The organism is Acinetobacter sp. ANC 5045 (genome assembly GCF_004331005.1).
GTDB lineage: Bacteria > Pseudomonadota > Gammaproteobacteria > Pseudomonadales > Moraxellaceae > Acinetobacter > Acinetobacter towneri.
In genome coordinates, this window is sequence record NZ_SJNS01000023.1 from 1 (window position 1) to 15,658 (window position 15,658).

The following is a 15,658-nucleotide window of genomic DNA, read 5'->3' on the forward strand; positions in this document are numbered from 1 at the left end:
AGAGAATGGCAGTGTGTGGAGTGCGGTACGCTCCATGATCGGGATGTAAATTCCGCACTGAATATTCTTGCGCTCGGGCATGAGCGTCTAGCAGTAGGAATCTCCGTCCTTTAGGTCGGGGAGGATGTCAAATTTCTGAGATGCTCAAATGAAGTGCAACGGATATGACATGAATTTGAAATTACTTAGCTTTGAAATATGATGCTACGCCCAAATAACCAACATTGCCGCAAGCACGACCAATCCCAATCCCCAATGATCGGTACGAGCAAGTTTTTCTTTAAAGAAATACGCTGAAATAAGTAAGCTGAATAATATTTCAATTTGTCCGAGTGTTTTCACAATCGCCACAGTTTGCATACTCATGGCATTAAACCAGCCCAATGATGCTAAAAAACTGCAGACGCTCACTTTAAAAGTTAATCCAACCCGCTGCCACATGGCATATAAGGTATGTCGTTTAAATATACCTAAAAAAGCCAATAAGATAAAACATTGTAAGCCAATAACCCACACCAAAACCCATGCAGCACGATGAATAAACGGTAAGAAATCCAGCTCTAGACTGGCTTCACGCACCAATAAAGAAGTCACCGCGAAGCTGAGTCCACTACCGATTCCAATGGCTAAAGTCGTGAATGAAAAATCACTGCGTTGATTGCCTTTACTGAGTAGAAATACCGCAATACCGCCTATCGCAACGCCGAACCAAGCCAATGCACTTAAATGTTCTTGTAAGAAAATCACGCCTACAATTGCGGCTAAAACTGCTTCACTTTTGGCAAGCCCGACACCTACTGCGTAATTTTTTTGTTGAAACAGTTTTACCATTAAAGCCGTGGCTAAAATCTGACACACTGCTGCAATAATGATATACAGCCAAAACACCGAACTAAAATGTAGTTTGGCTTGAACAGGCTGCTGCCATTGTAAAATGCTTAAATACGCCAATGCAAAAGGCAAGGCAAAAATAAAACGTGCCAAAGTCACGCCATAAACATCTACACTTGTGCTGAGTTGTTTTTGAAAGGCATTGCGCCATGCCTGCATAAATGCAGCCATTAAGGTAAAGAGCACCCAACTCGAAATCATTGCAACCACAAATGCTTTACTGATAAAGTTATAATTTACGCCTATTCCGTTATTTTTGCGATCTTTATTGCTTTTGAGTTATGCGCTTACGATCTCTTTTATAAACAAAAAAACATTCATTAAAATTCAAATGAATGTTTTTCATATCTTGAAGCGATTATAGGTGTGCTGTTATTCAAAAACTGTTTAGAACTTATCTAAATTCACCACAACAGCCACGCCGATACAAAATAAAGCTACATACACGGTAAACCAAATAATCATGTGCTTAAATGCTTTGTCTGAAATACTGCTATCGGCATATTTCTGTGGTTTGCGTGAGTTATCTTCTTGCATATCGACTCCAATCTAGCCAGATTATGGGGATATACAGATTATGTAAAATTCTAAAGCATTGCTGTAGATACAAAATATTCATTAAAAACTATAACAGTTGATTTTAGATACATGCCAATCTGTTATAAAAACAGAAATTATTTAATGTTTTAAACCTAAAAATAGATCAAAATAAGTAACAGCTGCAAAAAATGCTTGAGTCATACCATGTATAAATCTGAACAATTGGCGTTGAACATTCGGCAACTCATTGAAAATGGTGCATGGAAAGCACATAGCAAGTTACCTTCGTTAAGAGAACAATCACAAATCAGTGGTTATAGCTTAATGACCGTGCTAAACGCTTATCAAGAACTTGAAGCTCAGGGATTGGTTTACGCTAAACAAAAGTCGGGGTTTTATGTCGCAGAACGTCTCAATCAAACTGAACGACCTGTACCAAGCAGTTTGAGTTTAAATGCACATATTCAAATGAACTCTTTGGTCTTTGGCTATTTAAAATCAATTCAGTCTGCAGATGTCAGTCCTTTAGGCTCTGCCTTTCCCAATGCAGAATTACTGTTTAACCCAAAGTTAATGCAAATTTTAGCGCAGCACGCCAAGCGAAAAAGCAGTTATTTTAGCCACGACCACATGCCACCGGGCAATTATGAATTAAGAACCATAATTGCAAATCGCTACTGTTTACAAGGCATACCCACCCATGCAAATGACATTGTCATTACATCTGGCGCATTAGATGCGCTCAATTTGTCATTACAAGCTTTGACCAAACCTGGAGATTTTATTCTATTACAAGAAACTATTTTTTATGGTGCATGGCAAGCGGCTGAACGTCTTGGTTTACAGGTGATTACCATTCCAGAACACCCTGTTTCAGGTTTCGATTTAGACTCATTTGAACAAGCCTTAAAACAATACCCAATTAAAGTCTGCTGGTTGATGTTGAATATTCATAACCCTATTGGCTTTAGTGTCAGAGATGAAATTAAGCAACGTATTGCGAGTTTGCTTGAAGAATATCAAGTGTATTTAATTGAAGATGATGTCTATCAAGAATTGTATTACGGTACGCAAAAACCACTGCCCATGAAGTATTTTGACCGACAACAACGTGTACTGCATTGCGCTTCTTTTTCTAAAACTTTGGGTTCTGCTGTGCGGGTCGGTTGGGTTTATGCAGGTCAATTTTCCAATGCTATTCAGCATTTGCAACTCATGAGCACGGTTTCTGCAAGTCCCTTACTGCAAAATACTTTGGTGGATTTTCTTTCGCATCATCATTATGAAAAACATTTGCGTCAATTACGCAAACAATTGGAAAAACATAAAAAAGTGTTTTATCAGCAATTGAAACAGCGCTTAAACCCAGCTTGTAAAATTCACTACTATTCTAGTGGTTACTTTTTATGGATTGAACTGCCTGCATATATAGATGGCTATACGATTTATCAGCAAGTGATTCAAAATAAGATTGGCATTGCGCCAAGTCAGTTGTTCCGTTCTGAACAGGTCAGCCAGAACTTTATTCGTTTAAACTGTTCTTTTGCTTGGAACAGTGATATTGCGACTGCACTGGATGTTTTGTCTGCGGTAATACAGCAACACATCACCCAATATACTCATGCCTAAAATTACAGAGCCGATCACCCGACAACAAAAAAGAGCCGAGTTTTTCACTCAGCTCTTTTGAAAGTTTGTATCTAGTTCAAACTTAGAAGTTATAAATGGCAACCGCATTAATTCGGTTGTCTTCACCTGTTTTACTGCCGTTTGCAGCTTCACCAAATGCTTCACGCTCACCGTAGACATATTCCAAGCCAAAGCTTAATGGTTTACGCGGGCTATAGAAAATATTTACCCAGCCTTGCCATAACTCTTTGTTAATGCTTGTTTTATCTGATGTTGCAGCTATATAGTTAGGGTCTTTATCAAAACTCATATAACCATAGCCGAGTGTACCGTGAATTTGATCCGTAAATTTTTGGGTAATACCCACCATAATTGAATCAAATTCACTTTGGATCAAACTACCATCTTTGACTAAGACGCCTGGATTAGTGAATGTTACGAAACTACTATCACCCTTAACATGGTAATAATCGGCTTTTAAGGTTGTACCAGGGACAACTTCATATTTTGCACCTACACCCACACCCCATGCCATTTCTTCTTCAGAATTAACACGTTTTTCATGCCCCATAGCACGAACACTAACATTTAAATTATCTGCAAATTGATGATTTAAACGTGCTGTTAATGCAGGTAAACGCTGATCAATCACTTTATCTGTGACCAACTTATCTTTAGGATCTTCAACAGCCACCACCAAATTGGTTTGTGGGCTAAATTTTGTGGTGTGACGAACCTGTGGTGTACGTTTTACCGAGCCACCAACAAATGCCAATGCATCAATGGTTTCAGGCATATAGTCTGGAATGGCAAAGTTTGACCAAGTTTGACCAATTAACCAGTTACCGTAATTTAAGTAGGCATGGCGAATACGTAAGTTATCAAGTTTACTTCCGCCAAGGAAATCAACTTCAATTTTACCTTTTAGGTCTTGATCACCCACAGGACTCTTGAAATCCAAACCTAAGCGTGTAGCAGAAAGCGTTGATCTTAAACGATCGCTTTGTTCGTTATTGCCTTCTAGTGGAACACCATGAATTTGGTTATATGGCATATCCACAGCACCACCTTCAACCTGATAAGACGCATCTAAACGCACATTACCATATAAGTTAAACTCAGCACCTTTGGCTGTTTTCAGAATCGAACTTGGGCTTGCTGAACTGCGTTGTACATTGGCAATTGCATTTGCTGTTTGCGTATTTTGTACTTTTTGCTGTTCTATCAGACCACGTAAAGCTTGAACTTCCTGTCTAAGTTGCTCAATTTCCGTTTGCTGTTGGGTCTGCGCCTGAGCTGCAACACTCATACCGCCCATACTCAATGCAATCATGCTCATCATGAGCGTGCGCTGCATTGTTGGTCGAACCGTTGTAGATTGAAAATTTAAAGATTGGGTTAATGTTTTCGCGTTCATCCTAAACTCGCTTGTTATTGTGCCATCAAATTCTAGCAACAGATCACCATCACTTACGATGGCGATCTATATCATTGATGACGAAAGATTAATTGAAAGGTATAGAAATTATTGGGTTGCTTTTTGTGCAATTGGATTGCTTTCTACCGCAGGCTCTGCAAGGGCTTTCGCATCTACTGAAGCTTTTAAATTCACCATGAAGATCGCTAAAGCAGCAATTACACCTGGAATCGCAATAGCAAAGAAGTTCATTTGGTGCGGTAAATTCATAGTTAACAATGCACCTGTTAATACTGGCCCAACGATTGCACCGATACGACCAATACCTGATGCCCAGCCCATACCTGTAGAACGTACAGTAGATGGGTAATATTGTGCGACGAAAGTATAAAGTAAGATTTGTGAACCAATGGTTGCTGCCCCAGCAACTGCAATTAAGGTGTACAACACAATTTGTGGACTGTTAAAGCCAAGCAGAATTAATGCTGCTGCACCACAGATAAACATAATGGTGAGTACTTTTTTGATATGGAAGCGGTCAGCCAATGCACCACCACCAATTGCGCCAATCATGCCACCAATATTCAGTGCGAATAGGAAGATCATACTTGCACCCAATGAATAACCTGCTTGGATCATTAATTTTGGTAACCAGCTGCCCAAAGCATAAACCATTAACAAGCACATGAAGAATGCGATCCAGAACATGAACGTACTGAACATACGGCCTTGCTGGAACAATGCTTTTACAGGTGCTTCATCGCCTTTAGTCACTTCATTCAGTACAAACTCAGTGTCACCATTTAATTGTTGGCTTGGTGAAATTTTTTGCACAATACTACGGGTTTGCTCAATTTCTTTCTTGTTGGTCAAATACATGAGTGACTCAGGCAAGAATTTCCAAATTAATGGTAAAGCTACCAATGGAATAATCGCGATGTAGAACATGATTTTCCAGCCAAACTCTGGCACTAACCATGCACCCAATAATGCTGAAGTCATACCGCCAATGGCATAACCACTAAACATCAGCGCAACTAAAGTACTGCGAATACGCTTTGGCGCATATTCAGTCATTAGTGCCACTACGTTTGGCATTACACCGCCAATACCTAAGCCTGCAAGGAAACGTAAAATACCAAATTCAACAGGGTTGGTCGCAAATGCGCCAAGGAAGGTAAAACCACTAAAAATAGCCACACAGATCATGATGGTCTTTTTACGACCTAACTTGTCCGATAAGGTACCGAAGGTCATGGCACCAAACATCATGCCAAACAATGCCGTACTGGCCAGTAAACCTGCTTGTACTGCACTGAGCGCCCACTCTTGCATCAGTAGTGGTAATGCAACCCCATAAATGACCAAGTCGTAACCGTCAAAAATAATGATCATCAAACACCAAAACAATACGCCCCAATGGAATGGCGTGAACTTGGCCTCGTCAATCAAGGTATTAATATTAATTTTATTGCTTTGCATCTTGCTTCACCTCCTAATTGTGAAGTCCGTTACTCCAACTCAGATGCACACAATGAATAATAAGTTAAAATTTGTCCAAAACTGAATAGGCATGGATACATACCTAAAAAGTCTATAGTTTTGTAAGATATTGATTTTAAAATAGATAAAAATAACAAGGCGAAAAAAAATACTGTAATGTGATGCTTAAAAAAGTTTTTTCAGGCAATTCACATAACAGTATTTTGTTAAAAATATCTGTGCTTTTATATAAAAAATATAGTTATAAATATTTGTTTTATATGGCTTTACTAGAATACATTGCGATCATAAGTAACTGCTTCCAAATCATAAACTTGATAAATGCAGTCAAACAAAGATCGAATGTCTTCACTTTCATCCATATTACGAATTGCCATAAACACAGGACTTACAGCCGAGTCATCTAATAAAGGTATAAAGTGCAAATGTGCCAAATGAATATTTTGTGCGCTTTCTGGCACGATACACAAGCCCTCACCTGCAGCAACAAAACCCAACGCCAATTGTAATTCACGCACTTCACGAATTTTGCGAGGTTCTAAACCATACTCAGAAAACACGCCACGAATTTGGGTAGAGAAGTTTGGCTTGTTGTGATTTGGATATAAAAATAGTTGTTGATCAACAACATCCGCCAAATATACACCTTCTTTTTGTGCCGCAAATGGGTGGCTCGAATGTACTGCAACCATCAAGCGTTCTTCACGTAATAAGATACGTTTAACTGCAGGATCAGAAATTCTTAAGCGTCCAAATCCAACATCTATACGCCCTTCTTTAAGTGCCTGAATTTGGTCATTGGTGGTCATTTCCACCATTTCTATTTTTAAATGCGGATGCTGCTGCTTAAACAAATACACAATTCTTGACAATAATCCGAACAATAAAGAACCAACGAAGCCAATAGTCACAGTACGACCAGCAATACCGACACGTTTTGTCATCGACTTGATTTCTTCCGCATTAGACAAAAGTTTAACGGCATGTTGGTAAAAGAATTGGCCTGCTTCGGTGGTCTTAAGCGGTCTACTTCCACGCTCAAATAGTTGAATTCCAAGCTCTTGTTCTAAATTTTGGATCTGTCTGCTCAAAGGTGGTTGAGCAATAAAGAGTTTTTCTGCTGCCTTGGTGAAACTTTGCTCTTCTACAACAGCAACAAAATAACGTAAATGTCTGAGTTCCATAGCTCAAAATACCTTTTAAGTATAAAAAAATGCAAATTTGATCTTCGACCAATGCAATTTATTCTTTTAAGGTATATCACATAACTGTAATAAAGCAATGATATGAAGGGCAAACCATGTATAAGTCAGTAGAAACTTTGCTGGTGGAAATACCAACCATCCGTCCACATAAGATGGCGGTTGCAACCATGCAAACCCAAACCCTGGTATTAGTCAAAATCACCACTGAAGATGGTTTTGTTGGCTGGGGCGAAGCGACCACAATTGGTGGCTTGGGCTATGGTGAAGAAAGCCCAGAAAGTGTGAAAACCAATATTGAAACATATTTCGCACCATTGCTAAAAACTTTAGCTGGCTTGAACGTTGCGCAAACTTTACAGGTCATTAAAAAGAATATCAATGGTAACCGTTTTGCGAAATGTGCCATCCAAACTGCTTTATTAGATATTCAAGCACAACGCTTAAACCAACCTTTAAGTGAAATTTTAGGTGGTCGTCTACGCAACTCTGTTCCTGTGTTATGGGTGCTTGCATCTGGCGATACAGAAAAAGACATTGCTGAAGCGCAAAAAATGATTGCGGCAAAACGCCACAACACTTTCAAACTAAAAATCGGTTCACGCCCTGTAGAGCAAGACGTTGAACACGTATTAGCCATTAAACAAGCTTTAGGTAAAGACGTTTCTATTCGTGTAGACGTTAACCGTGCTTGGTCAGAACTTGAAGCCATTAAAGGTATCCAACTTCTACAAGATGGTGGTGTAGACCTGATTGAACAGCCATGTGCAATTGACAACATTGATGCCATGGAGCGTTTAACTCGCAAATTTGATATTGCCATCATGGCAGACGAATCATTGATGGGCCCACAAAGTGCTTATCAATTAGCGATACGCAATGCGGCATCTGTTTTTGCAGTAAAAGTTGCACAGTCTGCTGGTCTGATTGAAGGCTGTGAAGTGGCAACGATTGCACAGTTGGCAGGTATCGACCTATATGGCGGCACCATGCTTGAAGGCCCTGTAGGCACAATTGCATCTGCACACGTGTTCTCTACCTTCCAAAATTTAGCTTATGGCACTGAATTATTTGGCCCATTGCTGCTAACAGAAGAAATTTTAAAAACTCCGCTTCAGTACCAAGACTTTGAATTACACCTTCCAACAGGTGCAGGTCTAGGCATTGAACTGGATGAAGACAAAATTGACAACTTGCGTCGTCAGTAATTAGGAGAAACCCATGCTTTTCCACGTACGTATGGATGTAAACATTCCATTGGATATGCCAGCTGAAACAGCCAACGAAATCAAAGCCGTTGAAAAAGCCTATTCACAGGAATTACAGCGTCAAGGCAAGTGGCGTCATATTTGGCGTATTACTGGCCAATATTCAAACATCAGTATTTTTGATGTAGAGAGCAACGAAGAACTACACAACATTTTACAAGGTCTTCCACTCTACCCTTACATGAATATTGAAGTGATGGCATTGAACCGCCACCCATCTTCAATTCGTGAAGATGACACCTGATACAACACAGGTACTGGAATAAATCATTTATTCCAGTACCAAAGAAATACACATATTTAACACCGAGTAAACAAGGAATGTGGCAGCTAAATATCTCTTTATTTAAGTCCAGAGATATTCGCCACCACAGCGCACACCTCTAAGGAGTAACAAAATGGATCGTCAAACCATTGAAAATGTAGTTAAAGCTTGTAACGTGGACACTTCAGAAGGTCCAGTAAATGCACGTGTACAACAGGTACTTGTTCGTTTAGTTACAGATTTATTCCAAGCGATTGAAGACTTAGATTTAAGCCAATCTGAAGTTTGGAAAGGTATTGAAACTATCATTGATATTGCAAAAGCTGATGAGTTTGCATTGATGGGTTCTGCTGTAGGTCTTGAACACTTCCTAGACTTACGTGCTGACGAAGCTGACGCGAAAGCAGGCTTGACTGGTGGTACGCCACGTACAATTGAAGGTCCATTGTATGTTGCTGGTGCGCCTGAATCTACTGGTTTTGCTCGTATGGACGATGGTTCTGAAGAAGGCAAAATCCCAACTTTAATCATTGACGGTACAGTAACTGACACTGACGGCAACATCATTCCTGGTGCTAAAGTTGAAGTATGGCATGCAAACAGCCACGGTAACTATTCATTCTTTGATAAGTCACAAAGCCACTTCAACCTACGTCGCTCAATCTTAGCTGATGAAAAAGGTCAATATGTTGCTCAAACAACTATGCCTGTAGGTTATGGCTTAAACCCTGAAGGTCCACTTCAAGGTGTATTGAACCAAATCTCTCGTCACGGTCAACGTCCAGCACACGTGCACTACTTCATCTCTGCACCTGGCTACCGTAAGCTTACGACTCAGTTCAACATCGAAGGTGATAAATACCTTTGGGACGACTTCGCATTCGGTACTCGTGAAGGTCTAGTTGCTGAAGCTGTAGACGTAACTGACGAAGCTGAAATCGCACGTCGTGGTTTGAAAGGTCCTTTCAAATACATCCAATTCAACGTTGTTCTTCAGAAAGATAAAGAAGGCGCTCCTTCTACTGAAGTTGAACGTCGCCGCGCAAGCGCATAATTTGAATGGAATCGGGATGTAATCATTAGATTCATCCCGATGACTTCCCCTCCTTGGAAAGTCGGAGAAAGGACATGCCTCGTATTCCTGTAATTAACACCAGCCACTTAGACCGCATTGATGAGCTATTGGTTGATGATTTTGAATCTGGTGAATTTAAACTACACCGTTCAGTATTCACAGACCAAGCCCTGTTTGACCTAGAAATGAAATACATTTTTGAAGGCAACTGGGTTTATTTGGCACACGAAAGCCAAATTCCAAACAACAATGACTACTACACCACATACATTGGCCGTCAGCCAATCATCATTGCACGTAACCGCAATGGCGAATTAAATGCCATGATCAATGCGTGTTCACACCGTGGTGCACAGTTATGTCGTTACAAGCGTGGTAACAAAGCAACTTATACTTGCCCATTCCACGGTTGGACTTTCAACAACTCTGGTAAGTTGTTAAAAGTGAAAGACCCTGCCGATGCGGGTTATTCAGATTGCTTCAACAAAGACGGTTCACACGACTTGAAAAAAGTTGCCCGTTTTGAAAGCTATAAAGGTTTCTTGTTTGGTAGCTTGAACCCAGATGTTCCTTCTTTAGAAGAATACCTAGGTGAAGCAACTAAAATCATTGACATGATTGTAGGTCAATCACAACAAGGTCTTGAAGTTTTACGTGGTTCTTCTACTTACACTTATGAAGGTAACTGGAAGTTAACTGCTGAAAACGGTGCCGATGGTTACCACGTGTCTGCAGTACACTGGAACTACGCTGCAACAACTCAGCAACGTAAAGAAAAAGAAGCTGGCGACAACATTCGTGCTATGAGCGCAGGTTCATGGGGAAAACAAGGCGGTGGTTCTTACGGCTTTGAAAATGGTCACATGCTACTTTGGACACAATGGGCTAACCCAGAAGACCGTCCTAACTTTGCCAAGAAAGACGAATACACCGAGCAATACGGTGAAGCGATGGCGAAATGGATGATCGAACGTTCACGTAACTTGTGTCTATATCCAAACGTGTACTTCATGGATCAGTTCGGTTCACAAATTCGTGTGTTACGTCCGCTGTCTGTAGATAAGACTGAAGTGACTATTTACTGTATCGCACCTGTGGGTGAAGAGCCAGAAGCACGCGCACGCCGTATCCGTCAATACGAAGATTTCTTTAACGCATCAGGTATGGCAACCCCAGACGATCTTGAAGAATTCCGTGCATGTCAAGCAGGTTACGCAGGTATCGCACTTGAGTGGAACGATATGTGCCGTGGCTCTAAGCACTGGATCCAAGGTCCAGACGATGCAGCCAACGAAATTGGTTTAAAACCAAAACTTTCTGGTATTAAAACTGAAGACGAAGGTTTATACCTTGCTCAGCACCAACACTGGTTAGAACTCATCAAACAAGGCATCGCAACTGAAAAAGAAATTGCGGCATCTACTGAAGGAGAAAACGCATGAGCGACATCACTTTAGAAAAAGTTGCACAGTTCCTTTATCAAGAAGCTCGCTTTTTAGATGATGAGCAATGGGATGAGTGGTTACAGTGCTACGCTCCTACTGCTTCTTTCTGGATGCCAGCTTGGGATGACGATGACCAATTAACTACAGATCCACAGTCTGAAATCTCTTTGATTTACTACCCAGACCGTCAAGGTTTGGAAGACCGTGTGTTCCGTATCAAAACTGAACGTTCGTCTGCAACCATGCCAGACACACGTACGAGCCACAACATCAACAACATTGAAATTGTTGAACGTGATGGCGATAAAGTGACTGTACGTTTTAACTGGAACACCTTGAGTTTCCGTTACAAAACCAACTACAGCTACTTTGGTATGTCACGCTACGAAATCGACTTTTCTGGCGACAAACCACAAATTTTAAGCAAGTACGTGGTGCTGAAAAACGATTACATCAACCAAGTAATCGACATTTATCACCTCTAAGACTGTATTGATTTACAGCTAGGTAAACCTTTCAGCCAGATGGAATTTTGGCTGAAAGGTCAAGTTTTAAAGATTTCTATAGGATATTCAGCCATGTCAAACCACAATATTGCACTTCAATTTGAAGATGGCGTTACACGTTTTATTTCTGTTACAGATGGTGAAACACTGTCAGACGCAGCTTACCGTCAAAAGATCAATATTCCTTTGGACTGCCGTGACGGTGCATGTGGAACGTGCCGTGCGTTTTGTGAATCAGGTTCGTATGACATGCCTGAAGAAACTTATATTGAAGATGCATTGACACCAGAAGAAGCTGAACAAGGCTATATTCTTGCATGCCAATGTAAACCAACTTCAGACGCAGTATTCCAAATTCAAGCCACTTCTGATGTATGTAAAACTGAAATTCATGCATTTGAAGGTACTTTGGCTCGTGTCGAAAACTTATCTGACTCGACCATTACTTTTGACATTCAGTTAGATGAAGGTCAACCAGACATTCACTTCCTTGCAGGTCAATACGTGAATGTGGGTATTCCTGGTACAACAGAAACCCGTTCATATTCTTTCAGCTCTAAGCCTGGTAACCGCTTAACTGGTTTTGTAGTACGTAACGTACCAAACGGCAAAATGAGCGAATTCTTAAGCCAAAATGCCAAAGCTGGCGACAAAATGACCTTTACGGGTCCATTTGGTAGCTTCTACTTACGTAATGTAGCACGCCCTGTAGTGATGTTAGCAGGTGGTACAGGTATTGCACCATTTATGTCTATGCTGCAAGTACTTGAAGAAAAAGGTTCTGAGCACCCTGTACGTTTAGTTTTTGGTGTGACCAATGACTTTGACTTGGTTGCAATTGAAAAATTAAACGAACTACAAGAAAAATTCTCTTGGTTCGAGTACCGCACTGTAGTGGCAAATCCAGAATCTGCACACGAGCGTAAAGGTTACGTGACTGGCCATATCGAAAACGAATGGCTCAACGGTGGTGATGTAGACATCTACCTATGTGGTCCAGTGCCAATGGTAGAAGCGGTACGTGGCTGGTTAGATGCAGAAGGTGTTAAACCTGCAAGCTTCCTATTTGAAAAATTCTCTGCCAACTAAGTTTGTTATACAGTCTAGAAACATAGTCGGAGAATACAATGAATCGCACAAAAAGATTTGAAAACAAAGTTGTAATCGTGACTGGTGCCGCTCAAGGCATTGGTCGCGGTGTGGCTTTACAAGTGGCAAGTGAAGGTGCCCAAGTGGTTATGGCAGACCTTTCTCCCTATGTAGAAGAAGTGTTAGCTGAAATTGAAGAGCTTGGTGGCGATGCTGTTACTGTAAAAGCCAATCTTGAAACTTTTGCAGGTGCAGAATCTGTGGTTGCTAAAGCACTTGAAACCTATGGTCGTGTTGATGTGCTCATCAACAACGTAGGCGGTGCAATTTGGATGAAACCTTTTGAAGAATTTTCTGAAGAAGAAATTATCAAAGAAGTGAATCGTTCATTGTTCCCTACTATGTGGTGCTGCCGCGCAGTATTGCCTGAAATGGTGAAAAACCAGAAAGGTACCATTGTAAACGTATCTTCAATTGCAACACGTGGTATTAACCGCGTGCCATATTCGGCGTCTAAAGGTGGTGTAAACGGTTTAACCGCTTCCCTCGCCTTTGAACATGCCAAAGATGGTATTCGTGTGAATGCTATTGCAACTGGCGGTACAGAAGCGCCACCACGTAAAGTGCCACGTAATGCCAACCCACTTTCAGAATCTGAAAAAGAGTGGATGCAACAAGTGGTCGATCAAACCATTGATCGTACCTTCTTGGGTCGCTATGGCACCATTCAGGAACAAGTGAATGCGATTCTGTTCCTTGCTTCTGATGAGTCATCGTACATGACAGGTACCGTTGTACCTGTAGGTGGTGGTGATCAGGGCTAAGCCAAGATCATGACCAACTTCAACAGGATCATTGCTTGACGCAAGGAGGCAAATCGTCAATGAGTCACCTGTTCCAAACTTTAAAAAATGACTGGTCAATTTCAGCCACTGTTGCAGGATTCTTAGCAGTGCTGATCTCCTATTCAGGGCCATTGATCATCTTTTTCCAAGCGGCACAGCAAGCCCAAGTTTCCCCAGACATGATGATTTCATGGATTTGGGGAATTTCTATTGGTGCTGCTGTCGCAGGTATCTTTTTGTCCATTAAATACAAAGTGCCTGTGGTCACCGCTTGGTCTGCACCCGGTACCGCATTGCTGGTCACACTGTTTCCCGATATTACCCTGAATGAAGCAGTTGCAGCCTACATCACCTCTGCTGTGGTGATTTTTTTGATTGGAATCACAGGTTATTTTGACAAACTCCTGTCTTGGATTCCGCAAGAAATCGCAGCAGGCATGATGGCAGGTATTTTGGTTCAATTTGGCTTAGGCTTATTTACTGCAACCGATACCCTGCCATACATTGTATTTGGGATGCTAGCGGTATTTTTATTGGCAAAGCGTTTTAGTCCACGTTATGCCATGATTTGGGTGCTTGCTGCAGGCATTATACTCAGCTTAATGCTCGGTAAAATTAACCCTGTCACCACCAATTTTAGTTTGGCAATTCCACAGTTTATTGCACCTGAATGGACGTGGAATTCAACCTTAAACTTGGCATTACCTTTAATTTTAGTCAGCTTGTCTGGGCAGTTTTTACCGGGTATGGCAATTATTAAAATTAGCGGTTATGACATGCCTGCTAAGCCTATTATTAGTGCGACCAGTATCGCTTCTCTTGCCGTTGCGTGTGTGGGAGGAATTACCATTGTACTTGCCTCTATTACTGCAGCATTATGCTTAGGTAAAGATGCGCACGAACTGAAAGAAAAGCGATATATTGCAGGTGTTGCAAACGGTATTTTCTATATTTTAGGTGGGTTATTTGCGGGTAGCATCGTCATGCTATTTAGCCTATTGCCCAAAGAACTGATTGCAGCTTTGGCTGGACTTGCACTTTTGGGTGCAATTGCCACCAATATTTCAGTTGCAATGAGTAAAGAATCACAGCGTGATGCAGCCCTCATCACCTTTTTAGCAACTGCCTCTGGCATGCAGTTTTTAGGGCTAAGTTCTGTATTTTGGGGCATCTGTATTGGTTTGATCGCACATTGGGTATTAACCAAACGCGACAACTCAGCAGCACCCCTACCTTCAACTCAAAGTTCCAAAAGTTAATGGACAGGCAATTGTCTAGGACACATTATGATTGATAAAAGTCAAACTTCTTTAACAGAAGTCCTTTCGCAAATTAAAGATGGTTCAACCATCATGATTGGTGGTTTTGGTACCGCAGGTCAGCCAGCGGAACTCATTGATGGTTTGATTGAACTTGGCATCAAAGATTTAATTATTGTAAACAACAACGCAGGTAATGGTGACTACGGTTTAGCGAAACTGCTAAAAGCTGGCGCGGTACGTAAAATTATCTGTTCATTCCCACGTCAGTCTGACTCTTGGGTATTTGATGAACTTTACCGCGCAGGCAAAATCGAGCTTGAACTGGTGCCGCAAGGTAACTTGGCATGCCGTATTCAGGCTGCAGGTATGGGTCTAGGTCCAATCTATACCCCTACAGGTTTTGGTACTTTACTTGCAGAAGGCAAACCAACCTTAAATTATGAAGGTAAAGACTACGTACTAGAAAACCCAATCCGCGCAGACTTTGCTTTAATTAAAGCACAGCAAGGCGACCGTTGGGGTAACTTGGTGTACCGTAAATCTGCACGTAACTTTGGCCCAATCATGGCGATGGCTGCCGATGTGACAATTGCACAGGTTTCTGAAGTGGTTGAGTTAGGCGCGTTAGATCCTGAACACATCATCACTCCGGGTATTTTCGTTCAGCACGTTGTTGCCGTTGGCGCAAAACAACCTGAACAATCTGCATAACTGTCACGTG

The 15,658-nt window shown here is 41.3% G+C and carries 16 protein-coding genes; 11 read left to right on the forward strand and 5 right to left on the reverse strand.

The annotated features are described in order from the left end of the window. Positions 1 to 114: zinc ribbon domain-containing protein (locus E0H79_RS13540; RefSeq protein ID WP_131261929.1), on the forward strand; the 114-nt coding region annotated here is incomplete at its 5' end. A 90-nt stretch (positions 115 to 204) separates the two neighbouring features. On the opposite strand, the gene E0H79_RS13545 is transcribed toward E0H79_RS13540, so the two are convergent. Both E0H79_RS13545 and E0H79_RS15335 read right to left on the reverse strand, forming a co-directional pair. Continuing rightward, a complete protein-coding gene (locus tag E0H79_RS13545; protein ID WP_131261930.1) occupies positions 205 to 1,092 on the reverse strand; it encodes a DMT family transporter in 888 nt (295 codons plus the stop codon). A 186-nt stretch (positions 1,093 to 1,278) separates the two neighbouring features. Further along, entirely contained in the window at positions 1,279 to 1,428 is a 150-nt protein-coding gene (locus E0H79_RS15335; RefSeq protein WP_004973540.1) for a hypothetical protein, read from the reverse strand. 207 nt (positions 1,429 to 1,635) lie between these two features. Here E0H79_RS15335 and E0H79_RS13550 point away from each other — a divergent pair, with 207 nt between their 5' ends. Then, positions 1,636 to 3,060 carry a PLP-dependent aminotransferase family protein gene (locus tag E0H79_RS13550; RefSeq protein ID WP_131261931.1) on the forward strand — a complete coding sequence of 475 codons (1,425 nt, stop codon included), beginning with the start codon at positions 1,636 to 1,638 and terminating at the stop codon, positions 3,058 to 3,060. An 82-nt stretch (positions 3,061 to 3,142) separates the two neighbouring features. On the opposite strand, the gene E0H79_RS13555 is transcribed toward E0H79_RS13550, so the two are convergent. From E0H79_RS13555 to E0H79_RS13565, 3 genes are all read right to left on the reverse strand, one after another. After that, a complete protein-coding gene (locus E0H79_RS13555; protein WP_131261932.1) occupies positions 3,143 to 4,477 on the reverse strand; it encodes a DcaP family trimeric outer membrane transporter in 1,335 nt (444 codons plus the stop codon). Positions 4,478 to 4,585: 108 nt separating this feature from the next. Next, positions 4,586 to 5,959: an MFS transporter gene (locus E0H79_RS13560; RefSeq protein WP_131261933.1), complete on the reverse strand. Its 1,374-nt coding sequence runs from the start codon at positions 5,957 to 5,959 to the stop codon at positions 4,586 to 4,588. A 290-nt stretch (positions 5,960 to 6,249) separates the two neighbouring features. Further along, entirely contained in the window at positions 6,250 to 7,164 is a 915-nt protein-coding gene (locus E0H79_RS13565; protein ID WP_104851980.1) for a LysR family transcriptional regulator, read from the reverse strand. Between the two features lie 116 nt (positions 7,165 to 7,280). On the opposite strand from E0H79_RS13565, the gene E0H79_RS13570 reads away from it, so the two are divergent. The 9 genes from E0H79_RS13570 to E0H79_RS13610 all read left to right on the forward strand — a co-directional run bounded on the left by E0H79_RS13570 (position 7,281) and on the right by E0H79_RS13610 (position 15,648). After that, the gene (locus E0H79_RS13570; protein WP_131261934.1) at positions 7,281 to 8,390 is read left to right on the forward strand and encodes a muconate/chloromuconate family cycloisomerase; all 1,110 of its coding nucleotides are present in this window, start codon (positions 7,281 to 7,283) and stop codon (positions 8,388 to 8,390) included. A 13-nt stretch (positions 8,391 to 8,403) separates the two neighbouring features. After that, positions 8,404 to 8,694, forward strand: a complete 291-nt coding sequence (gene catC, locus E0H79_RS13575; RefSeq protein WP_096901615.1) for a muconolactone Delta-isomerase — start codon at positions 8,404 to 8,406, stop codon at positions 8,692 to 8,694. A 154-nt stretch (positions 8,695 to 8,848) separates the two neighbouring features. Next, the gene (gene catA, locus E0H79_RS13580; RefSeq protein ID WP_131261935.1) at positions 8,849 to 9,769 is read left to right on the forward strand and encodes a catechol 1,2-dioxygenase; all 921 of its coding nucleotides are present in this window, start codon (positions 8,849 to 8,851) and stop codon (positions 9,767 to 9,769) included. Between the two features lie 74 nt (positions 9,770 to 9,843). Beyond that, positions 9,844 to 11,232 carry a benzoate 1,2-dioxygenase large subunit gene (benA, locus tag E0H79_RS13585; protein ID WP_131261936.1) on the forward strand — a complete coding sequence of 463 codons (1,389 nt, stop codon included), beginning with the start codon at positions 9,844 to 9,846 and terminating at the stop codon, positions 11,230 to 11,232. After that, positions 11,229 to 11,720: a benzoate 1,2-dioxygenase small subunit gene (benB, locus tag E0H79_RS13590; RefSeq protein WP_131261937.1), complete on the forward strand. Its 492-nt coding sequence runs from the start codon at positions 11,229 to 11,231 to the stop codon at positions 11,718 to 11,720. Before benA ends, benB begins: the two co-directional genes overlap by 4 nt. Before the next feature lie 93 nt (positions 11,721 to 11,813). Further along, a complete protein-coding gene (benC, locus tag E0H79_RS13595; protein ID WP_131261938.1) occupies positions 11,814 to 12,830 on the forward strand; it encodes a benzoate 1,2-dioxygenase electron transfer component BenC in 1,017 nt (338 codons plus the stop codon). 38 nt (positions 12,831 to 12,868) lie between these two features. Next, positions 12,869 to 13,654, forward strand: coding sequence for a benzoate diol dehydrogenase BenD (gene benD, locus E0H79_RS13600; RefSeq protein WP_131261939.1), 786 nt, complete (start codon positions 12,869 to 12,871; stop codon positions 13,652 to 13,654). Between the two features lie 59 nt (positions 13,655 to 13,713). Further along, on the forward strand, positions 13,714 to 14,934 hold the full coding sequence (benE, locus tag E0H79_RS13605; protein ID WP_131261940.1) for a benzoate/H(+) symporter BenE: 1,221 nt from the start codon (positions 13,714 to 13,716) through the stop codon (positions 14,932 to 14,934). Positions 14,935 to 14,961: 27 nt separating this feature from the next. Beyond that, a complete protein-coding gene (locus tag E0H79_RS13610; RefSeq protein WP_104851986.1) occupies positions 14,962 to 15,648 on the forward strand; it encodes a 3-oxoacid CoA-transferase subunit A in 687 nt (228 codons plus the stop codon). Positions 15,649 to 15,658 lie beyond the last annotated feature (10 nt).